Origin of the sequence: Virgibacillus indicus, from assembly GCF_002266285.1 — a bacterium.
GTDB lineage: Bacteria > Bacillota > Bacilli > Bacillales > Amphibacillaceae > Virgibacillus_K > Virgibacillus_K indicus.
In genome coordinates, this window is the sequence record NZ_NPMS01000001.1 from 912,474 (window position 1) to 934,549 (window position 22,076).

General features: G+C 37.1%; 23 protein-coding genes. 8 read left to right on the forward strand and 15 right to left on the reverse strand.

Features of this window, described 5'->3' with window-relative positions; genetic code table 11:
- The 3 genes from ctaD to cyoE all read right to left on the reverse strand — a co-directional run bounded on the left by ctaD (window position 1) and on the right by cyoE (window position 3,956).
- Complete coding sequence (ctaD, locus tag CIL03_RS04640) at window positions 1-1,854, reverse strand: cytochrome c oxidase subunit I (protein ID WP_094884031.1); 1,854 nt, start codon at window positions 1,852-1,854, stop codon at window positions 1-3.
- Between the two features lie 48 nt (window positions 1,855-1,902).
- Window positions 1,903-2,955, reverse strand: coding sequence for a cytochrome c oxidase subunit II (gene coxB, locus CIL03_RS04645; protein ID WP_094884032.1), 1,053 nt, complete (start codon window positions 2,953-2,955; stop codon window positions 1,903-1,905).
- A gap of 62 nt (window positions 2,956-3,017) precedes the next feature.
- The gene (gene cyoE / locus CIL03_RS04650) at window positions 3,018-3,956 is read right to left on the reverse strand and encodes a heme o synthase (RefSeq protein ID WP_094884033.1); all 939 of its coding nucleotides are present in this window, start codon (window positions 3,954-3,956) and stop codon (window positions 3,018-3,020) included.
- Window positions 3,957-4,474: 518 nt separating this feature from the next.
- Between cyoE and CIL03_RS04655 the strand changes: the two genes are divergently transcribed.
- Window positions 4,475-5,464 (forward strand): COX15/CtaA family protein, encoded by a 990-nt coding sequence (locus CIL03_RS04655; RefSeq protein ID WP_094884034.1) that lies wholly within the window; start codon window positions 4,475-4,477, stop codon window positions 5,462-5,464.
- 59 nt (window positions 5,465-5,523) lie between these two features.
- Here CIL03_RS04655 and pyc read toward each other — a convergent pair whose 3' ends face one another.
- From pyc to CIL03_RS04670, 3 genes are all read right to left on the reverse strand, one after another.
- A complete protein-coding gene (gene pyc, locus CIL03_RS04660; protein ID WP_094884035.1) occupies window positions 5,524-8,967 on the reverse strand; it encodes a pyruvate carboxylase in 3,444 nt (1,147 codons plus the stop codon).
- Window positions 8,946-10,139, reverse strand: coding sequence for a putative lipid II flippase FtsW (ftsW, locus tag CIL03_RS04665; protein WP_094884036.1), 1,194 nt, complete (start codon window positions 10,137-10,139; stop codon window positions 8,946-8,948). The genes pyc and ftsW overlap by 22 nt, the downstream gene beginning before the upstream one ends.
- A gap of 220 nt (window positions 10,140-10,359) precedes the next feature.
- A complete protein-coding gene (locus tag CIL03_RS04670; RefSeq protein WP_094884037.1) occupies window positions 10,360-10,641 on the reverse strand; it encodes an Fpa/YlaN family protein in 282 nt (93 codons plus the stop codon).
- Between the two features lie 158 nt (window positions 10,642-10,799).
- Between CIL03_RS04670 and CIL03_RS04675 the strand changes: the two genes are divergently transcribed.
- Window positions 10,800-11,285, forward strand: coding sequence for a hypothetical protein (locus tag CIL03_RS04675; protein ID WP_094884038.1), 486 nt, complete (start codon window positions 10,800-10,802; stop codon window positions 11,283-11,285).
- A gap of 113 nt (window positions 11,286-11,398) precedes the next feature.
- Window positions 11,399-11,998: a YhcN/YlaJ family sporulation lipoprotein gene (locus tag CIL03_RS04680; protein ID WP_094884039.1), complete on the forward strand. Its 600-nt coding sequence runs from the start codon at window positions 11,399-11,401 to the stop codon at window positions 11,996-11,998.
- Between the two features lie 107 nt (window positions 11,999-12,105).
- On the opposite strand, the gene CIL03_RS04685 is transcribed toward CIL03_RS04680, so the two are convergent.
- Window positions 12,106-12,405, reverse strand: coding sequence for a hypothetical protein (locus CIL03_RS04685; protein WP_094884040.1), 300 nt, complete (start codon window positions 12,403-12,405; stop codon window positions 12,106-12,108).
- 149 nt (window positions 12,406-12,554) lie between these two features.
- Here CIL03_RS04685 and CIL03_RS04690 point away from each other — a divergent pair, with 149 nt between their 5' ends.
- Window positions 12,555-12,758 (forward strand): YlaI family protein, encoded by a 204-nt coding sequence (locus CIL03_RS04690; protein WP_094884041.1) that lies wholly within the window; start codon window positions 12,555-12,557, stop codon window positions 12,756-12,758.
- Window positions 12,759-12,786: 28 nt separating this feature from the next.
- Here CIL03_RS04690 and CIL03_RS04695 read toward each other — a convergent pair whose 3' ends face one another.
- Window positions 12,787-13,092, reverse strand: a complete 306-nt coding sequence (locus CIL03_RS04695; protein ID WP_094884042.1) for a YlaH-like family protein — start codon at window positions 13,090-13,092, stop codon at window positions 12,787-12,789.
- Between the two features lie 137 nt (window positions 13,093-13,229).
- Here CIL03_RS04695 and CIL03_RS19745 point away from each other — a divergent pair, with 137 nt between their 5' ends.
- Window positions 13,230-13,400 carry a DUF5325 family protein gene (locus tag CIL03_RS19745; RefSeq protein WP_165767891.1) on the forward strand — a complete coding sequence of 57 codons (171 nt, stop codon included), beginning with the start codon at window positions 13,230-13,232 and terminating at the stop codon, window positions 13,398-13,400.
- A gap of 14 nt (window positions 13,401-13,414) precedes the next feature.
- Here CIL03_RS19745 and CIL03_RS04700 read toward each other — a convergent pair whose 3' ends face one another.
- A complete protein-coding gene (locus CIL03_RS04700) occupies window positions 13,415-14,221 on the reverse strand; it encodes an inositol monophosphatase family protein (RefSeq protein ID WP_094884043.1) in 807 nt (268 codons plus the stop codon).
- 135 nt (window positions 14,222-14,356) lie between these two features.
- Complete coding sequence (locus CIL03_RS04705; protein ID WP_094884044.1) at window positions 14,357-14,548, reverse strand: hypothetical protein; 192 nt, start codon at window positions 14,546-14,548, stop codon at window positions 14,357-14,359.
- Between the two features lie 249 nt (window positions 14,549-14,797).
- Here CIL03_RS04705 and CIL03_RS04710 point away from each other — a divergent pair, with 249 nt between their 5' ends.
- Window positions 14,798-15,415 (forward strand): YktB family protein, encoded by a 618-nt coding sequence (locus CIL03_RS04710; protein WP_094884045.1) that lies wholly within the window; start codon window positions 14,798-14,800, stop codon window positions 15,413-15,415.
- A 266-nt stretch (window positions 15,416-15,681) separates the two neighbouring features.
- Here CIL03_RS04710 and CIL03_RS04715 read toward each other — a convergent pair whose 3' ends face one another.
- The 4 genes from CIL03_RS04715 to CIL03_RS04730 all read right to left on the reverse strand — a co-directional run bounded on the left by CIL03_RS04715 (window position 15,682) and on the right by CIL03_RS04730 (window position 18,247).
- The gene (locus tag CIL03_RS04715; protein ID WP_094884046.1) at window positions 15,682-15,969 is read right to left on the reverse strand and encodes a UPF0223 family protein; all 288 of its coding nucleotides are present in this window, start codon (window positions 15,967-15,969) and stop codon (window positions 15,682-15,684) included.
- Window positions 15,970-15,983: 14 nt separating this feature from the next.
- Window positions 15,984-16,943, reverse strand: coding sequence for an NAD(P)H-dependent flavin oxidoreductase (locus CIL03_RS04720; RefSeq protein WP_094884047.1), 960 nt, complete (start codon window positions 16,941-16,943; stop codon window positions 15,984-15,986).
- 126 nt (window positions 16,944-17,069) lie between these two features.
- Window positions 17,070-17,177, reverse strand: a complete 108-nt coding sequence (locus CIL03_RS04725; RefSeq protein ID WP_094884048.1) for a GapA-binding peptide SR1P — start codon at window positions 17,175-17,177, stop codon at window positions 17,070-17,072.
- A gap of 206 nt (window positions 17,178-17,383) precedes the next feature.
- Entirely contained in the window at window positions 17,384-18,247 is an 864-nt protein-coding gene (locus CIL03_RS04730; RefSeq protein ID WP_094884049.1) for a polysaccharide deacetylase family protein, read from the reverse strand.
- 235 nt (window positions 18,248-18,482) lie between these two features.
- Here CIL03_RS04730 and CIL03_RS04735 point away from each other — a divergent pair, with 235 nt between their 5' ends.
- Together CIL03_RS04735 and CIL03_RS04740 are read left to right on the forward strand one after the other, a co-directional pair.
- Window positions 18,483-20,012 (forward strand): glycine betaine uptake BCCT transporter, encoded by a 1,530-nt coding sequence (locus tag CIL03_RS04735; RefSeq protein WP_094884050.1) that lies wholly within the window; start codon window positions 18,483-18,485, stop codon window positions 20,010-20,012.
- A gap of 349 nt (window positions 20,013-20,361) precedes the next feature.
- Window positions 20,362-20,595, forward strand: a complete 234-nt coding sequence (locus tag CIL03_RS04740; protein WP_133087809.1) for a thioredoxin domain-containing protein — start codon at window positions 20,362-20,364, stop codon at window positions 20,593-20,595.
- Window positions 20,596-20,664: 69 nt separating this feature from the next.
- On the opposite strand, the gene lpdA is transcribed toward CIL03_RS04740, so the two are convergent.
- Entirely contained in the window at window positions 20,665-22,074 is a 1,410-nt protein-coding gene (lpdA, locus tag CIL03_RS04745; RefSeq protein ID WP_094884052.1) for a dihydrolipoyl dehydrogenase, read from the reverse strand.
- Window positions 22,075-22,076: the final 2 nt, after the last annotated feature.

A 22,076-nucleotide genomic window follows, 5' to 3' on the forward strand; every position in this document is an offset into this window, starting at 1 on the left:
TTAGTCAGCCTCCCTTTCGAGTTCTTCTTTGTGTATATGGTAGCCATGGTCATCTTTAAGTGATCTGATCAGCATTGATCCGATAGCTGTTGCCATTCCTGCATATACAGCAATTAACCATGCGCTATGATCAACCTGGAAGATGAAACCAATTCCAGCGATAAAGAAGCCTAATCCCATCATAAACGGTAAGATAGAACTATTTGGCATATGAATGTCACCCACTGGTTCAGCTGGGGTCATTTTTCCTTTACCTTCCGTTTTTTCAATCCATAAAGGATCCAATCCACGGACCAGTGGAAGCTGTTTAAAGTTATAATAAACAGGTGGTGATGCTGTAGCCCATTCCAATGTACGGCCACCCCATGGATCGTCCCCAGGCTTTTCACCCTTGACTGCGGTGTAAATGATGTTAATTAGAAATACAATAACACCAACCGCCATGAAAAACGCACCGATTGTACTTACCAAGTTACCCATGTCTAATCCCTGATCTTCAAGAAATACCCAATAACGACGAGGCATACCCATCAATCCCAGGAAATGCTGTACAAAGAACGTTAAATGGAAACCAATAAAGAATATCCAAAAAGAAATTTTACCCATCATTTCATTCAGTATTCTGCCAAACATTTTTGGCCACCAGTAATGGAGACCTGCCAGAATTCCAAACACCGTTCCACCAACAATTACATAGTGAAAGTGAGCAACTACGAAATATGTGTCATGGTACTGATAGTCTGCTACAGATGAACCTAGCATAACTCCCGTCATACCACCAATTGTAAATGTTGGAATAAAACCTAATGACCATAACATTGCAGAGTTAATCTCAATACTTCCACCCCACATTGTTGCAAGCCAGTTGAATATCTTTATCCCGGTAGGTACAGCAATTGCCATTGTTGCGATAGCAAAAATTGAGTTTGCAACAGGACCTAAACCAACAGTAAACATATGGTGGGCCCATACCATAAACCCTAAAAATGCAATCAGCATCGTTGCAAAGACCATTGCAGTATAACCGAATAATCTTTTTCTTGAGAAAGTGGAAAATATGTCACTGAATAATCCAAAAGCAGGTAAAATCAAAATATATACTTCCGGGTGACCAAAAATCCAGAATAAATGTTGCCAAATGATCGAATTACCGCCCAATGCTACATCAAAAAATGCTGAGCCAAACATACGGTCAAACATCAACAGGAATAAACCAACTGTTAATGCAGGAAAAGCGAATAAAATCAGAACACTTGTAATGAAAGTAGCCCAGGTAAATAACGGCATACGCATGTAAGTCATACCAGGAGCACGCATTGTAACAACTGTTACCAGGAAGTTAATACCCCCTATTAATGTTCCTGCCCCAGATATCTGCAGACCTAAAACATAGAAATCAACACCATGTCCAGGTGACTGAATGGACAGTGGTGCATATGATGTCCATCCTGCATCAGGAGCTCCACCTAAAAACCAGCTGCAGTTCAGTAGAATTCCACCAAACATAAATAACCAGAAACCTAATGAATTTAAAAATGGAAATGCAACGTCACGTGCCCCGATTTGCAAAGGCATAACCGCGTTCATTAAACCGAGTAATAACGGCATGGCTGCAAGAAAAATCATTGTAGTACCATGCATTGTTATCATTTCATTGTACAAACCTGCACTTAAAAAATCATTTTCAGGTTTGATTAATTGAATCCTTATAAACATAGCTTCCAATCCACCAAGCAGGAAAAAGAAACCACCACCAAATAAATACAAATGCGCTATTTTTTTATGGTCAACAGTAGTTAAATAATCCCACAGAAAGGAACCGAAACCTCTTTTTTGAGTAGCTGCTATACTCAAGACATAAACCTCCCTTTTACATGTACCATCCCTATGTGTTTATATATATTAATTCCCTGCACTCTCAGGAGTTATTTCAGAAGGCTGTAATTGCAATAAATATTCTGCAATACTATTTGCTTCCTCTTCAGAAAGATCAGGATAATTACCAGTCATTTTATTGCCTGGTTTAATTGCTTCAGGATCCATCAGCCAGTCAACAAGATTTTCTTTTGTTGGATCAAGAAATCCTGCAATTTTGCTGCGGTCACCGAAGTTGGTAAGATTTGGGCCAACTGCTGCCGGAGAAGATCCTATTGCATGACAGCCCATACAGCTGTTTTCTTCAAACGCAGCTTTACCATCTTGAGCAACTGCGTCCTGTGGTTCTGCTTCTGGATCAACACTTTGCATGTCCCCGACCCATTGTTCATATTCTTCAGGACTTACCGCAATTACTTTAAAGTCCATTAATGAATGTGATGGGCCGCAAAATTCAGCACATTTACCCCAGTATACGCCTTCTTCATATGCTTCAATGTACATTGTATTCACGTTTTCCGGGTTTACATCCATCTTCCCTGAAATACTAGGCACCCAAAATGAGTGAATAACATCGGATGAAAGCATATTTAAATAGACCTTTTCACCTGTTGGGATATATATATCCTGACTGGTTTGAATTTCCTCATTTGCATAGTCGAAATGCCACCAGTACTGATTACCTGTAATATCAATATTAATATGTTCACTTGCATTCGTGTCATCAGCTAAATCAAATGTAGCCGCAACAGTTGGAACAGCAAGAATAAGTACTAATATAATTGGTATTACTGTCCAAACAGTTTCCAGCGTTTTATTACCTTCAACTTGCTTTGGTATGAAATTTTCCTGCCCCTTTTTTCTGCGGAAGCGAATTAAAGCAATTACATACACAATTATAACGATGACTAAAACAAACGTCATAACTATTGTTGAAAGAATAATTAAATTCATGGAAGACTCTGCACCATAACCCTTTGGTACAAGAGCAGTTAAATTTTCCCTGCCGCAACCAGCTAAAATAATTGCCAGTGAAGTTAACAGGAACAGGCTCTTAAATTTTCCCATCCAACCTTTCATGTGTTTATACCTCTCTTTCTCCTTGTTGATTCCTTATATATTTTTTTATTTAAGGACAATAATCAGCTGAAAATAGGCAATGTTACGATAACCATAAGTACAAATAATATCGTCAGGTAATTTAATGAATAAATAAATATTCTGTTTGCCCATTTCAAATCATTTTTCATAAAGAAGCCTCTAATACCCAGAATTAGCCAGCCTACGTTCAGTAGTGTAGCTATAACGACAAATACTGTACCAAGTGATGCCAGATAAAAAGGCAGTGGCAACAGACAGGCAATATAGATTACAATTTGCCGTTTTGTAAATTCAAACCCATGTACTACAGGGAGCATTGGAACTCCTGCTGCTTTGTATTCTTTTGTTTTCTTCATTGCTAATGCAAGGAAGTGTGGTGTTTGCCAAATAAACATGACGAGAAACAATCCTACAGGGACGATATGAAGATTGGGGTCAATAGCTGTCCATCCAATTAACGGTGGAACTGCACCTGAAAAACTTCCAATGGCAGTGTTAAGTGTATATCTTCGTTTTGCCCACATTGTATATAACACTACATATACAAACCAGCCAAAGAAGGCAATAAGTGTTGCCTGGACTGTCGTAAATAATAACAGAATTAAACCAGTAGCTGTGGATCCTATGCCAAGTGCCAGCACGGTATGTAATGAAAAGTTCCCTGTAACAGTCGGACGGCTTTTTGTTCTTGACATTACCGGGTCAATGTCGACATCATACCAGTTATTTAGTATGCATCCGCCGGCTATTACTAATGCACTGCCAGCCATTGTTAATAATAGAATATCCCAATTTCCCATAAAAGAAGCGTTGGTAAAATAGAGTGCTAACCAGAATCCCGTAAAAGTGGTTATCAGATTGGAATTTACAATTCCTATTTTCACCAGTGACTTTAGATCACTGATTATTGCAGTACTTTTACTTTTTGGAACAGCTGCGGTGCCAATAACTTGTGATGTGGATGTCTCCACCTCGTTCATCGCTTGTTTCCCCCCTTCGCGCCCTACAAAAGGCATAATAAAATCAAGGTTATTCCTTTATAATAGCACTGGATAATTATTATTCCCGAAAGTAACCTCGTCTATTATTCCAATTGTATCATGGAATTGTTTTTCAATCTAATTTCCTACATGACGCCATTTCACTTTATTCATTTCTCAAATTGTGTCGAATTTGCGAAGAAATTGTTAAAATAAATAAAAGGCATGAAAGCCCCATTAAAGTAAAGCGGAATTATGTAGAAATGTTGTCAATTAAGACATAGAGACACAAAGCATAGCAAATATCCCCTACACTATTTCTAGCAAACTAAGCCCAACTTTGCAAGAGTTTTTTATGTTTTACACCGTGAAAATAGTAATAAATCATGTTAGTATAACAATTGTGTGTCATTTGTCACTTTCTGCACTTATTTCATTGCAATATGTTAAAGTATAATATTATTATGGATTTAAAGTAAAGCTATTTTATATTCAAATCATGAAGTGAGGCTATATAAATGATTAAACATTTAAAATGGTTATCTGTAACGGCCACGATCGGCATGCTGCTCCTGCTGCTTGGTGGAGCGCTTGTTACAAAGACAGGTTCGGCTGATGGGTGTGGCAACAGCTGGCCATTGTGCGAAGGCGAAATTATACCTTCCGTAATAACCTTTGAGTTAGTAGTTGAGTTAAGCCACAGACTAGTTACAGCGGCTGTAGGCATCCTCGTTACATTGCTGGCAGTACTGGCCTGGAAAAAAATTGGACATGTACGGGAAGTTAAATTTCTTTCATTTATATCTGTTTTCTTTTTAGTAATACAGGCATTAATCGGAGCAGGCGCAGTATTATGGGGACAATCTGATTTCTTTTTAGCAGCACATTTTGGAATTTCTTTAATTTCATTTGCATCCGTTTTTCTCTTGATGCTGCTCATTTTTGAAATCGATAAAAAATTCGATGCAAAGTCCTTATTTATACACAGAAAACATAGAATTGAAATCTATGCACTTTCTATTTATACACTAATGGTTGTTTATACCGGTGCGTTGGTACGCCATACGGAGGCAAACCTGGTTTGCGGGGACTGGCCGTTCTGTACGAACAATTCACCCCTGGCTTTTGCAGATTACAGTTTTGAACAATGGATACAAATGGGACATCGGCTCGCAGCAGGTATTCTTTTTATCTGGACTATCTCATTATTTATAAAAATAATGAAAAATTACCGCAGCAGCCGGATTATGTTCTGGGGATTTATCATAACAGCTTCGCTTATTATTTCACAGGTATTCTTTGGTGCAATGATTATTTTTACAATGCTTAATCTTGGAGTTGCATTACTTCATGCATTGGTTATTTCATGTTTCTTTGGTATGATGAGTTATTTTGTACTCCTATCTTCCAGAAGTGCAAAATATGAAAAGGAAATATTGCAAACAGAAAAACAAAAGAATGTAAATACAAAAAATGAAGCTGCCGGAACCTTTGCTTCTATTGAATAAAATTTATGTAAAATAAAAAACAGGCCTCAGAACTAACTTGAGGCCTGTTTTTACTTTGCTTACTTAAATTCTATCAGAAGATCATCGACTGCTATTGCATCTCCGCTGCTTACGTGAATATCTTTAATTTCACCTGAAAAAGGAGCCTGCACAGTTGTTTCCATTTTCATTGCTTCCGTAATTAAAAGATGGTCTCCTTTATTGACCTTCTCCCCTGCACGGCAGCTTACCTCAATTACAGTTCCCGGCATTGTTGCGCCGATCTGCTTATCATTGTTTTTGTCTACTTTTGGACGACTGGAAATTTGAGACTCGATACGATCATCTTTTACAACGATCTCTCGTGTCTGTCCGTTTAATTCGAAATAGATTACCCTAGTTCCATCTTCCTTCGGTTCAGAAATAGAAACCAATTTTACAATCAGTGTTTTACCCTGTTCAATTTCTACCTCAATTTCTTCCCCAAGATTCATACCATAGAAAAAGGTTGGGGTATCAAGGACAGATACATCCCCATAAGCTTCATAAAATTTTTGATAGTCCATAAATACTTTTGGATATAAAGCATGTGAAATTAAATCAAAGCTTGTAACCTGTCTATCCAGTGAATTGAATAAAGAGTTTCTCAATTGCAGGAAATCAATCGGTTTCAGCAGTTCACCCGGACGAACTGTAATAGCCTTTTTCCCTTTCAAAATAATACGCTGAAGCTCTTTTGGAAATCCTTGATAAGGCTGCCCGATATACCCTTGCGCGAATTCAATTACCGAATCAGGAAAATCTATTGTTTCCCCACGCTCATAAACATCATCTTCAGTTAAATTATTTTGTACCATAAACAGGGTCATGTCACCAACCACTTTTGAAGATGGTGTTACTTTGATTACATCTCCAAACATGTCATTCACTTGTCTGAACATTGTTTTCACTTCATTCCAGCGATCTCCAAGTCCGACTGCTTTTGCCTGCTGTTTCAAATTACTGTATTGTCCACCAGGCATTTCATGAAAATATATCTCTGTATGCGGTGCTTTCATTCCACTTTCAAAATCCTGATAATATTCTCTGATGCCTTCCCAGTAATGTGATAGTTTTTCATAATTGTCTACATTTATTTTCGGCTGGCGTTCTGTAGCTTCAAGTGCATGATATAAAGTCTGCGCACTTGGCTGCGAGGTCAGGCCTGCCATAGGAGCCGCAGCTACATCTACCACATCTACTCCAGCTTCAATCGCACGTGAATACATGTAAATACCGTTTCCACTCGTATCATGTGTATGAAGATGTATTGGAAGATCAACTGTTTCTTTTAAACTCGAAATCAACTGGTATGCAGCTTCCGGTTTTAATAATCCTGCCATATCTTTAATTCCTAAAATATGTGCACCAGAATTTTCAAGCTCCTTTGCCAGGTTTTTATAATAGGACAAATCATATTTGGATCGTCCCACATCCAGTATATCTCCTGTATAGCACATGGAAGCCTCAGCAATTTTATTGTTTTCTCTTACTGATTCAATCGCAAGCTTCATACCTTCCACCCAGTTTAAACTGTCGAAGATCCGAAAGACGTCAATACCTGCATTTGCGCTTTTCTCAACGAATTCTGTTATTAAATTATCCGGGTAGTTTTTGTATCCCACTGCATTGCTTGAGCGCAGGAGCATCTGGAATAAGATATTTGGCATTTTCTTTCTTAGCTTTAATAGTCTTTCCCATGGATCCTCTTTCAGGAAACGATAGGCAACATCAAAGGTCGCTCCTCCCCACATTTCCATAGAAAACAGATTTGGCAGCAGTCTTGCGGTAGGTTCTGCAATTTGCAGCAAATCTTTTGTTCGAACACGGGTTGCCAGCAATGACTGATGCGCATCTCGGAAAGTAGTGTCTGTTAAAAGAACCTCTTTCTGCTCCTTCAGCCATTTTGCGAGGCCTTCAGGGCCATGTTCATCAAGAATTTGTTTTGTTCCCGCTGGTATTTCTTCCAACTGATCAATTTTTGGAATTTCCAATTGGTCAAAATTTGGTTTTGTCTTTTGGGCCAATCCCTCGACACCATTTATTGTTGTGTTTCCAATATATGTGAGCATTTTGGTACCACGATCTTTTCTTTTTGGGAAAACAAACAGTTCTGGTGTTTTATCGATAAAGGTAGTATCATACTCACTTGATAAGAATTGTTCATGCATAATAACATTTTCAAGAAAAGGAATATTTGTTTTTATTCCGCGGATTCTGAATTCCTTCAAATTTCGGACCATTTTATGTGCAGCTTGTTCAAAAGTTAAAGCCCATGTGGATACTTTAACAAGCAATGAATCATAGTGTGGTGAGATTACCGCACCCTGGAAGCCATTCCCTGCATCGAGACGGACTCCAAAGCCACCACCTGTTCGATACGCCATGATTTTCCCTGTATCTGGCATAAAGTTATTTAATGGATCTTCTGTTGTTACACGTGACTGAATAGCATAACCGACTGTATTAATCTCTTCCTGTGCAGGAATTCCTATTGAATCATTGTGAAGATTTTCACCCTGAGCAACTTTAATTTGTGTCTGAACAATATCTATACCTGTGATCATTTCTGTTATTGTATGTTCTACCTGAACACGTGGATTTACCTCAATAAAGTAAAATTGATTATCCGTTACTAAAAACTCTACAGTTCCTGCATTGATATAGTTCACATTTTTCATCAGGTTCACTGCAGCATCACATATCTGCATTCTCAGTTCCTCAGTAAGAGACATACTCGGAGCAACTTCTACAACCTTCTGATGCCTGCGCTGTACAGAACAGTCTCTTTCGTATAAATGAATAATGTTTCCATCATTATCCCCGATGATTTGAACTTCAATATGTTTTGGATTTTCAATTAGCTTTTCCACATATATTTCATCATTGCCAAAGGCTGCTCTTGCCTCGGATTTTGCACGGTCATAAGCTTCCTCCAGCCCTTTTTCACTTCGGACGATTCGCATACCACGACCACCGCCACCCAGTGAGGCTTTAATAATGATCGGATAGCCATGTTCCCTTCCGAATGTCCTTACTTCTGAAACAGATGAAACTGGGCCATCAGTTCCCGGAATAACCGGAATCTGTGCATTCTCAGCCTGTGTTCTGGCTTTTACTTTATCACCAAACATACTTAAATGTTCACTTGTTGGACCAATAAAAATGATTCCTTCCTCTTCACACCTTTTGGCAAACTGAATATTTTCGGAAAGAAAACCATATCCTGGGTGTATTGCATCTACACCTACGCTTTTTGCAAGCTCAAGTATACCTTCAATATCGAGATATGCATCAATTGGCTTTTTTCCTTGTCCGATTAAATACGCTTCATCTGCTTTAAAACGATGATACGCCTCAGTGTCCTCTTTAGAATAGACAGCAACAGTACGAATATTCAGTTCGGTACAAGCCCGAAAAACTCTTATAGCTATTTCCCCTCTATTTGCAACTAGCACCTTATTTATTTTATTAAATTCTGCCATGTTTTTCCTCCTCTGTTATAGTTCATAGCTTTTGTTTCTGTTTTTTCTTCTGAGTTGACTGGTTCATTCTCTCTTTTTTTAACAGTCATTGCTATATTATTTAAAATTCCCACCGATAGCATTAACACGAGAAGGGAAGACCCTCCATAACTAACGAATGGTAATGGAACACCTGTGATTGGCAGCAAGCCGCTGATTGCACCTAAATTAATAAAAGCCTGTATACCTATCATTGAGGATATGCCTATTGCTAATAATGAGCCAAAGCTGTCTTGACATTTACGTGAAATAAAAATTCCCCTTAAAACAATAATAGCCAGCATTCCTATTACAATGACAACACCAATAAATCCTAGTTCTTCGGCAATAATAGCCATAATGAAGTCAGTATGTGCTTCCATTAAATAACCCAATTTTTGGACACTTTGCCCTAAGCCTTCACCTGTTATCCCGCCAACTCCAATTGCAAGATAAGACTGGATTAGCTGATATCCATCTGATTCAGGTGTTTGAAAGGGCTGATAAGCACCTGTAAATCTGGAAAGGCGCTCATCTGTAACCATGTAAGGGATAGCAAGCAGAATTAGACCAACACCAAGGACAATTAGTATAAACAGGTGTTTGAAACGAATACCTGAACTGAATATTATAGAACAGGCGATTAAGAATATAATGGATGCAGTTCCAATATCAGGCTGCATCATAATCAGGCTTAATACAAATCCTGTTAATACCAGTGGAGGTAAAACCCCTTTGCTGAATTCTTGAATATATGCCTGTTTCTTTGAATAAACCGAGGCAAGATACAAAATCAAACCCAATTTTGCAAATTCTGCAGGTTGTAAACCTATTGGTCCAAAACGAAACCATGACCTGGCATTATTAGCGTCACTGCCAAATGCCAATACGCCAATTAGCAGTATGACAATTCCTAAAATAATAAACTTCATTAATTTCTGATAATATTTATATGGAAAAACACTTCCAAATATAAATACTGCCAATCCAAGAGAAAACCACATCGACTGTCTTACAAGATAATATGTACTCTCATGCCCCTGGACAACAGCAACAACCATGCTTGCACTGTAGATCATTACGATTCCAAAAGCAGTTAAAAGTATTGGTGTAATAATTAGCGTAAAATCATAGTTTTTTAATTTCTGTATCATCTTACTTCTCCCCGCTCTTTATAATTTAAGTAAAGATGAAAATAGAAATTTTAATTAGTATAACACATTATTTTAAATAGTGTATCATATTTTTATTTCATGAAATGTATTTCATTTTTCATCCGTTCCCATCCAGTATACAAAAAAACCTTGCCAGTTTTTATGTCGGCAAAGTTTTTGCTTGTAATTAATTAACGCCAATTGACATGAACCTATTATGTTAAACAGACTTTTGTGCTGCTTCATGAAGTATATTAAGCTTCTTTTCCAAATTCGTAAGAAGTATTGCACCTTCATCTTCACTGATTAGATTCAATCGGACTGCAAAATCGATTTCTCTTGATAAGCCGAACATTTGTGTATCAAGAACTTCTTCATATACAGGGCATTGTGGCATTGTCAGGTTTTCAATTTGAACTTCTATCAGCCGCAAAATTTTATCAGCATCAGCCTTAAGAAGGGCATGGGCTTTTTCACGATGAGTTATAGTAACCTCCGGCATTAATCTATCCCCTCCGTTAAAAAGACTTTCTTCTCTATTATATTATCGTTTGAAAGAAAAAAAAGCAAATAAAATATGAAGAAATTTTAATCCGAACAAGTGAAATATTTTATCAAGTCTGCTATCCTAAGGAAAGATATATAAGAAGAGGTGAAATAATGATTATTCCTATTATTGGAAATGTTACATATCCGATTACACTGGACCCTACTGTCTGGATTTTTGATGATAGAAAAATTTTGTTGGAAGAAGCATTTAAAGAACATACAGATCAGAATGAAGAAACAGATGAACTTGAAAAAGCTTCAGAGAGATACAATAAAGAAGTTTTTCAAATTGCCAAACCCCCGGTTAATCGAAGTATTAAAAAGTTTGAGCGCGAAAAAATTTTAAAAAGTTCCTATGTCATGCCGCTTGATGATTTCATAAATAATGCAGAAGTAAAACCAGACGCCAGCGAAGTAACTTTAGAATTAGATGATAATGAAGTTACTATTTCACTCAGAGAGCTTAAAAACAGTTATTTTCTGTTCGCAATTGATGGAAAGCCCTTAAAAGAAGATGGACCGGTGCATTTATATTATAAAGATGGTTCAAATAAAGAAAATCCGATCAAAAACATTAAAAAATTGATTATTAAATAACATTGGTATTGTGCTGTTACCTGCAATTGGTAACAGTCTTTTTGTTCCTTAGTATATTTTATTGTATTCTATCCAAAATAACGGTATCGGATGTTATTTAGGAGGAGTGCTGAATGAAAATTCGTTTAAGTATAATATTGTTAGCTTGTTCACTTTTTATAGTTGGTTGTCAGCAAGAGGATGAAAACTCATTAGCAACTGAAGAGGAAAACAATAATCGGATTATTAATGTGAAGAATTCCGATCCTGTTGAAGATCAAAATTTAAATAATAGCCAGATTGCCGATCATTTAGCTAGTTTATCCAGTGATATTCCAAATGTAAATGATGCTGCAGCTGTGGTTGCCGGTCCCTATGCAGTAGTTGGCATAGATGTAGATAAGGATTTGGACCGTTCAAGAGTTGGTACGATCAAATATTCTGTGTTGGAAGCACTGCAGCATGACCGATATGGTAAAACCGCAGTAGTTGTAGCAGATGCCGACATTATGGAAAGACTTCGCGGAATGGGAAACAAAATACGACAAGGCTATCCTGTTCATGGAGTTGTTGATGAGCTTGCTGCAATTGTCGGCAGGTACATGCCTGATTTTCCGATTGGTGAAGACCAGCCTGAAGAACCGGATCAAAATAAAGAAGTGATCCCAGAAGAAGATGAAAAGCAGTTGAACGATATCGAAGAAGAACAATCAAACCATCAGGATGATCGATAAATCTCCAACAATATGGCAGGTGGTGCGAGCAAACCGAAAAGTCGCGTGATATCCCAGTGAAATTGTGATATCGCGCGACTTCTTCACTTGTAACCAGCTTTTTTTATTTATTTTTCGTTTTCCATTTCTTCTTTATTTTCATTGTAATATTGTACACCAAATTGGGAGCCCTCTGAGACCATCTTCGCATTTTCCAATTGTGCAAGATCTTTCTCTGATGACTGATCCGGTTTTCCGGCATCTTCAAAGGTTTTACTTAGGCCATTCCCGTAGTTTTTCACTTTGTTTGTTGCAGTCTTCACTTTTTCTTTTACTTTTTCTCTGTTATCCTTATTTTTCATAAAATAACCTGTTGCAGCTGTTGCACCAGCCGCTCCTACTGCAGATACAATGTAACGTTTCTTCATCGAATCTCCCTTTCCATTTATCGTTTGTATTTATGTTCCCCTGTTATTTTCGAATAAAACATACTTATTCATTTCAGATTTTTACTGATTTTATGTTACACTTTATTAATCAAATTGATTATTAACATAATTTATATAGAGGTGAAAGTATGCAGGTGAAATGTGTAATTTGTGACAACATCGAAGGAATAGACGACTATTCTCTTGAAGCAAAACGGTTGCGAAACAGAAAAATTCATATGTATTTATGTCAATCTTGCTTTGATCGAATTGCTGAAAAAACGAAACAGCGTCATGCAACCGGAAAATTCCAATTATATGAAGAAAAAAAGAAAAAAGATGACCTAATTTAAAAAAACGCCATTTCAGGCGTTTTTTTGATTATTTGTTTCTTGATTTCCTCTGTTTATACAATCTGTATCTGTAAATTGCTAGTACCGCTGCTATAATAATTAAACTTTCCGTAATAGGTAACTTAAATATACTGAAAATCGTTATAACAAAGGTCCCTGCAGCAAGCATAATATATACAAAAATATTTTTCAGCAGAGACAATTCTCTAGCGAATCCCAGCTTGAATGAAATTGCGCCGAAAATTAAATTAAGTACATAGAAAATCCAAAAAATATTTTCCGTACCAAAATTATCCAATATAAAGTCAAACAAAAGATTGAAGTCCGTATCCATCTGTATCCCCCATTAATGCTGCGAATGAAAAATTGCTCATGTATTATCATACTAAATCTTTCTATATCATGCCAGATTTATGTTAATGCCTTTATAAATAATCTCTTTTCCTATATACTATTTATCGAGGTGTACAAATGAAGAATATTAATTTTCCTATGCTATTATTAGCTTTACTCGTAATAGCCATGTTTTTTAGTGTTGGCATAGCAATTGCCTTACGTAATATTTGGCTCGTTCTCTTATTTATAATACTTGGATTTGCATTCATGGGATATGGAATATCACTAAAAAAAAGAAGAAAGTGACACCTTGACTGGAGTCACTTTCTTCCTTTTTGTAAAAAGTCTACTATATTCTTTTGAATGCTTGTGTTACAGGTGAAAACCGAATTTTTACTCAGCATATCCAGTTGTTTCCCATCAATATTCGTTGTTACGCCGCCTACTTCATTAACAATCACGATTCCGGCTGCAATATCCCATGGAGCAAGACTCATTGTTAAGTATCCATCAACAATTCCCTCCGCTACATAGGCAAATTCCAGTGCTGCTGATCCATATGTACGGGTGCCTCTAACCGTTTTGACTAATTGCTGCATTGTTTGCTCATCCACTAAGCGATTGGAACAGAGCCAAAAATGATTCATGCCAAGTATCGCTTCTTCCATATTCACTTTTTCCTTGAGCGGAAGCAGCCTCATCTCATTTTTGTAAGCACCTTCTCCTTTTTTTGCACAGTACAGAATGTCTGACATTACATCATAAATAAAACCAATTTCTCCTATACCGTCATGAAAGATGCCAATAGATATAGCAAAATTTCTTTTCTGATGAACAAAATTCATCGTTCCGTCAATAGGGTCAATAATCCATACAGTTCCATCCATATTGGTAAGGTTATCTCCAAAACCCTCTTCACTTAATATAAAATGATCAGGAAACTCCGATTTAATATTGGTTACAAAAAACTCTTCGGTATCCTTGTCCATCGTTGTTACAAGATCATTCGGGTTGGATTTAGTATCAATCGTCAAGGGATCATTAATTTTATCTCTAATCACTGCACCTGCTTGAAGTACCCATTCTCTAGCCTGATTATAAACCTTTGTTCTTTCTTCCATATTCATTTGTTGTCCTCCAATATTATTTCTGAGTATAATTGTATCAAATGAAAAGGTTACAGTCATGGAACAGACTTCAAAAAATGGCCCCGCTATATTTTCGTTCACCCATAACGAAAATATAGCGGGGTCATTTTAAATTTATTCATTTTCTATTTCAACCATTTGCAATCTCAATTGTTCCAGACGTTCTTTTGCTTTTATCATTTGTACCCTGTCATCAGCTTGCATTGCATCATAAAGTGTTACAAGCTCATAGTCGATTTCCATTCGAATCACAGGCAGCTTTTCCTGTGCTTCTCTCCGTCTTAGTGCTTCCATTACGTATTTCAAAATGCTCACAGCCTTTCCGATGGATTCTTAACACCTTTTTATATAGTTATGCCTAATGTCTCAATTTGGTTCAATATTTCCTGCAAATAAGCTATTTACTTAATAACATTCCCCAAACGAATAACATTTTAAACATTTTTTATGTATTAACACAATGCAGGCAAGTCTCAGCGCTTGACTGACAATCATTTATACTTAATAATAATTATTATAATATGGATTGTTCTACTACCGGAAAGGATGACATACATGGAATTTCAAGGATTCAGGAAAAAAGATTTTGATACATTTCATATAGATGGACTGGAGGCGAGAATGGAAGCAATCCAAACCAGAATACAGCCTAAATTTCAGATAATCGGCAGTTATTTAGCAGATGACCTATCTGCACAGCTGGGAAATGAAATGTTTTTACATATCGCCAAACATGCAAGAAGAACCGTTAATCCACCGAAAGATACCTGGCTGGCTATAGCAGATAACAAACGGGGCTATAAAAAACATCCACATTTTCAGGTTGGTTTATTTGATGATCATGTATTTATTTGGCTGGCATTAATTTACGAACTAGATTACAAAAAAGAAATCGCTGCATCCTTTGTGAAAAGTTTTGATGAAATAAAACAGCTTCCTGAGCAATACGTCATTTCACTGGATCATATGAAAAAAGATTCAATCCCACTGAGAGAATTAAGCTTAAAAGACGTACAACGTTTTCACGATGTAAAAAAAGCCGAATTCCTAATCGGGCAGCATCTTCCTGTTAATGATGAGCGTGTTCTGGATGGTGATAAATTTTTGGAAACAGCAAAAAATACGTTTCACACACTGATTCCTTTTTACCAAAAGGCGTTAAATGCCAAGTAAGAACAAAAACGTTAGTGAGTTTATAGAATGCTTCTACTGGACTATGCAGTCTATTTTCAAGAATTAAAAATAAGAGCTGGGAGATTAAGCGGCAAAGTTGAGAGACACTGGTTAAAAGTTGTGAAATAAGCAAAGGAACATGTATTTATCTCCCAACTATTTAGTGTTGTCTCTCAATTTCCTGAAGCTATCTCTCAACTGATTCCATCTATCTCTCAGTTTAAATTTTTAACTTACTTTTTTATTCAATAAAAGAAAGCAGCACCCTATTTGTGGGTACTGCTTTCTTTCATTTTAAAGATACTTTTTTCAGTTTCTCTGGCTTTCTTCACCACATGATAGCTGGAGTAACTGGATTGTTCCTCAAAAGCCTGAAACAGTTTTTTCTCTTCGCTTTTTCCTGGAACTATTTCCTTAAACCTTTTATACAAAGCTAGCAAATCTTTTCGTGAGACATTTTTCTCGTAGGCCTTTTCAATTAAACTGAAGAAATTAACCACATCAATAATCTCTTCCTTTGTCCATGTCTCATCAATTGGATACTGATAATTCATTTTCGCAGCACTCCTTACTGTGCCCATTTTCGTCTAATATTTTCAGCTTCTGCAATCATTGACTTGATTAGTTCTTCAACGGTTGGAATATCATGAATCCTTGCTGCTCCTTGGCCTGCCCAGCCAAATCCTTTAGTTTCATTACCTTGGTGGATATAGCTTTTATTAGCCTCTCCACTAATAAAATCCTTCAAAGAATCATAGCCCTGCTCCAGTTTTTCTATATTCAATATTTCTTCGGTCCAAGAATTTTTCAAAGCTCTTGCAGGTGCACCAATAGAACGTTTTATAACGACAGTAGCATTTTCATCAGCATCAAGCAGTGCCTGTTTATAAGTTTGGTGTGCATCTATACATTCCTTTGTAGCAATAAATCTTGTACCCATCTCGATTCCCTCAGCACCAAGAGCCAATGATGCCATCAAACCCCGGCCGTCTACAATGCCTCCTGAAGCAATTACTGGAATAGACACATGGTCAATCACTTGTGGAGTTAATACCAATGTTCCAATATCTCCGCGGCCTAAATGCCCTCCGCCTTCCTGCCCAACTACCATTACAGCATCTGCACCTAATTCTTCCGCTTTCTCTGCCTGTCTTCTGGCAGCAACAAGGGCTAGTTTCTTAATGTCATGGTCTTTTACCATATCTAATACTGGTTTTGGGTTTCCACCTGTCACTGAAACAACTGGTACATTTTCTTCTACCGCAACTTCTACCATATGTTCAAATGGACGGCCATGCTGACCAATTGCAAAGTTTACTCCAAAAGGTTTATCGGTCATTGTTTTCACTTTTTTAATTTCTTCCCGTAAATGAGCTGCATCAGGAAGGCTCATTGCTGTGATTTGGCCAAGGCCACCAGCATTTGAAACTGCTGCCGCCAAATCTGCATATGCCAAGTATGCTAACCCACCCTGAATTATTGGAAAATCAATCCCTAACAGCTTTGTTACTCTGTTCTCCCACTTCATATAATCATCCCCCATTATGTATCATTACATCCATACTATCATTTATGGGATTAAGTTTGCCAATGACATACAACGCAAAAAAAGAAAGCGATGCATTATAGACAACGCTTTCTTTAATAACAAAATTTATTTTTTATTATCACAGGATGGACATGTACCATACAGGGTTGTTACCTTCTCTTCATCGAAATGTTCAATTACTTCCTGGCAATCCTGACATACGATTGTTCCCAATTGGCCCAGCTCCTTTGTTATGAATTATGTTATCGTAGGAATATTATAATATAACACTTTAAAACTTTCAACCCCTATATAGTATGTAACAATAATAATTTATGTTATTTTATAAAAGCGTACAATATTAATAGTTAATTCTTTTTTGACAGTATAAAAAAAATCACCTCATAGCCATACGGCTAACAGGTGATTTCTTCATACTTTTATTTAGTTTGAATTAATTTTGGATCAACCATTTCGTATCCCTTATCACGTAATCCATTGACGATTTCTTCAAGAGCTGCTGCCGTCCATTCTCTGTCATGCATTAATAAATTTGCTCCCGGTTTCAGTAATGAATATGGCACATCTACTTCCGGCCCTTCTCCAGTTACCATGGCTGTAATAAGCTTTTCCTTATTCTTATAGGGTTCAAAGTAATCATAGCCATAAGACCAATTCATCAAGGTCATACCTTCCGCTTCGGCAACTTGTTTGGAAAAGTCAGTATTAACCCCATGTGGTGCACGAAAGAACGTTGGACGTTCCCCGATAATTTCTTCAACTCTATCATTTAACTGTACAATTTCTTCTTTTTGTTCTTCTTCAGACAGATCAGATAATAACGGGTGATTGTATGTATGATTCCCTATGATAAAGCCCATGTCATGGATTTTTCTAAGTTTTTCCACTTCTTCCGGTGTATCCAGAAAATGTCCATTTACAAAGAAAATAGCATTAACTTCAAGCTCTTTTAATGTTTCTGCCATGTCCACTGCATAGTTATCAGGTGCATCATCTATTGTTAAAAGGACTACTTTTTCATTTACTCCATCTTCCATTGGAATAATAGACCAATTTTCTGAAACTTTGTATTTAGGATTTATTTCTTCCAAGGGTTCTTCAGTTTCCTCTGCTGTTTCTTTTTCTTCATCCGTGACTTCTTTATCTGGATTTTCCTTGATTTCTTTTTCAGATGGCTCCTCTGCTGTTTCTTTTTCAACCTGCTCATTACTGGATGTCTCCTCTGCATTGCAAGCAGAAAGAACAATAATTGATATAAAAAGACCAATCACTATTCTCTTCATTAAATTACCTCCTGATGTACTATAGTGATTACTCTATTATAGTAGATTCATAGAATCGCCACAATCACTATTTTAAACAAAACCCATCAGATATATTTTTTAAAAAACAGCATTATATTTTTTCAGATAGGGAATAGTAACGAGAGCGTTAAATGGTTGAATCTAACAGTCACCTATGTTTAAATACATAAATGTGCTTATTTTTACAAAAAATCTATATAGAAAGGATAATTACATGAAAAAAGTTACAAAAGTATTTTATATCTCAGCCATTATTGTTTTCCTGTTTATTATCTGGGGCATTATCCCTGCAGACATACTGCCCAAAGGGAATCTAAACAATGTGACAACTATCATCCAGGGTTTTATTGTTGATAAATTTGGCTGGTTTTATTTAATTAGTGCCTCCAGTTTTCTGGTTTTTGCCATCTATTTGATTTTTTCCAAATATGGAAGAATTAAACTGGGACGGCCTGGAGATAAGCCGGAATATTCATATATGACTTGGTTCGCCATGCTTTTCAGTGCCGGTATGGGTATTGGATTAGTTTTTTGGGGTGCAGCAGAGCCACTTTCTCATTTCCATACACCACCATATGGGGATCCTGAAACCAGTGAAGCCGCAAAGGCAGCGATGCAATACAGCTTTTTCCATTGGGGACTCCATCCTTGGGCAATTTACGCTACTGTTGCGCTAGCGCTCGCGTATTTTAAATTCAGAAAGCAAACACCTGGAGTTGTAAGTGCTATACTGGAGCCTTTATTTGGCGATAAAATAAAAGGCGGCTGGGGAACAGCTGTTGATGTAATTGTGGTATTTGCCACTGTATTCGGAGTTGCAACATCATTAGGATTTGGAGCCATACAAATCAGTGGGGGATTATCTTTTGTCTTCGGAATAGAACAAACCATTATGTTAGAGCTAGTTATAATTGCCATTGTAACTGTTTTGTTCATGACTTCAGCCATGACAGGACTGAATAAGGGAATAAAATACCTGAGTAATGCAAACCTGGTATTAGCAATTTCATTAATGCTCTTCCTGTTAATCTTAGGGCCTACAGGTTATATCATGAACTTCTTTACAAATACGCTTGGAAGCTATATACAAAATCTGCCAAGCATGAGTTTACGAATGACTCCATTTAATGAGGATAATGCAGGCTGGATTAATGGATGGACTATTTTTTATTGGGCCTGGTGGATTGCATGGGCGCCATTTGTCGGAACATTTATTGCCCGTGTCTCCCGTGGCAGAACAGTTAGAGAATTTGTGACAGGAGTTTTATTAGTTCCTACTATTTTTGGTGCATTGTGGTTCTCTGTATTTGGAGGATCCGCGATAAATCTGGAATTTTTTGAAGGCGCCAATATTATTCAACATGTAAATGAGCTTGGAGAGGAAACTGCATTATTTGCAGTATTGGAACACTTTCCGCTAGGCGCGATCATGTCTGTTATTGCTATCCTGTTAATTAGTACATTCTTTATCACATCTGCCGATTCGGCAACTTTCGTACTGGGAATGCAAACAACAAATGGAAGTCTTTATCCGCCAAACCTTGTAAAATTCATTTGGGGAATTATCCAATCTGCAACTGCCGCTGTACTGTTATGGCAAGGTGGTTTAGGAGCGCTGCAGACTGCTTCCATTATCGCAGCCTTCCCATTTGTGATTATTATGATATTAATTGTTATCTCATTAATGAAATCATTCAGGGAAGAAGCAAAAGAAATTGAAGTCAGGAGAAAGCAAAATAAATAAAATAAAGGACAAGGTTAGACTGCAAAATGTCAGCCTTGTCCTTTTTATTTCTATTGCTTAACAACTATATACAAACTGTTTTCATTTAGTTAACAGTTAAATAACATGTCCAGCAGCTGCTGATTTTTTTGTTACACTATTTTTAAGCTCACAAATTTATATATTTTTATGCACCTAGAGGAAGGTGATTTAGATTAGTTCCCGCAAACTAATAGTCCCTGTCATTTTTATTTTATTTCTCGGAGCAGGCTGTCAGAACTCGAATGAAGTGGATGTTATTTCATTTAATCCTTCTGATTACCACGTTTTGTTTTTTCCAAACGAGGAAAACAATAAGAAAGCAGCTTATATGGACGCCATTCTGGATTTGAAAGCGAAGTACCCCGAAGAGTTTAGCGGGGTCAAAGCAACGGAGAAAGAAATTGATGAATCAGCCTATCCTTTAAATAAGAATAAACCAGTGTTACTAATTAAAAAAAATGGACAAACCATTGCTTATCTGTCAGGTGAAAAATCAAAGGGAAAAATCATGGAGTATTTGGAAATGACCATGAAAAAAAACGAGGAAACTGTAATGGATTAACAGTTTCCTCGTTTTCTTATTATTATTTATACTGCATTTACGTAAGCAGCCTCATCAAGCTAGCTTCAATTATTTCATCATATGAATAGGAGTGCCTAACGCTACTTCAGCAGCTTCCATTGTAATTTCTCCTAATGTTGGATGTGCATGAATAGTAAGTGCAATATCCTCTGCAGTCATTCCTGCTTCAATTGCCAAACCAATTTCAGCAATCATGTCACTTGCATTTGGTCCTGCAATTTGCGCACCAATAACAAGTCCATCATCTTCACGAGTGATTAATTTCAGGAATCCATCACTATTATTTAATGATAGTGCGCGGCCATTTGCTGCAAATGGGAATTTAGCAGCTTTTACTTTATATCCTGCATCCTTTGCATCTTTTTCATTATATCCAACAGTGGCCAGTTCAGGGTCTGTAAATGCAACTGCAGGGATAGCAACATAATCAACAACTGATTTTTCACCACTAATCGCTTCAGCTGCTATTTTACCTTCATAAGAAGCTTTATGAGCAAGTGCTGGTCCTGCAACAATATCACCAATTGCATAAATGTTATCTACACTTGTGCGGCATTGGTCATCTACCTTAACCAGACCTCTTTCACCCATTTCAATACCTACTTGTTCCAGTCCAATTTCTTCTGTATTTGGACGGCGTCCGACTGTAACCAGTACATAATCCGCTTCAATGGTTTCTTCTTTGCCTTTTGCTTCATAGGATACTTTCACACCGTCTTTGGATTCTTCGACACCCTTAGCCATAGCTTCTGTAACGATGGTTGCACCTTTTTTCTTCAGATGTTTTTTAACCACTTGAGTCATTTGTTTTTCGAATCCGCCAAGAATGTCCTTAGCGCCTTCTAAAATGGTAACTTCTGAACCAAAGTTTGCATATGCAGAACCTAATTCTGTTCCAACATATCCACCACCGATTACAACAAGTTTCTTTGGAATTTCTTTTAAGTTTAAAGCACCGGTAGAATCTAATACTCGATCAGAGAATTTAAAGCTCGGGATTTCAATTGGTGATGAACCTGTTGCAATAATACAGTTATTGAATGTATATGTTTGTGAATTCTTCTCATCCATAACTTTTGCTGTGTTCTTATCAACAAAATATACTTCGCCATTTAAAATATCTACTTTATTTCCTTTTAGAAGTCCTTCAACTCCGGAAGTCAGCTTCTTAACGACACTGCCTTTCCATTCCTGAACTTTTGAGAAATCAACGGTAACGTTTTCCGTTTTAATTCCCAGTTCTTCACTTCCAAAAGCATTTTGAGCCATATGTCCGGCCTGGATTAGTGCTTTTGAAGGAATACAACCCACGTTGAGGCAGACACCGCCTAGTGTGCCTTTATCAACGATCGTTACTTTTTGGCCTAACTGTGCAGCACGGATGGCGGCAACATAACCGCCAGGACCGGCTCCAACAACCAACGTATCTACTTCAATTGGAAAATCTCCTACTACCATAA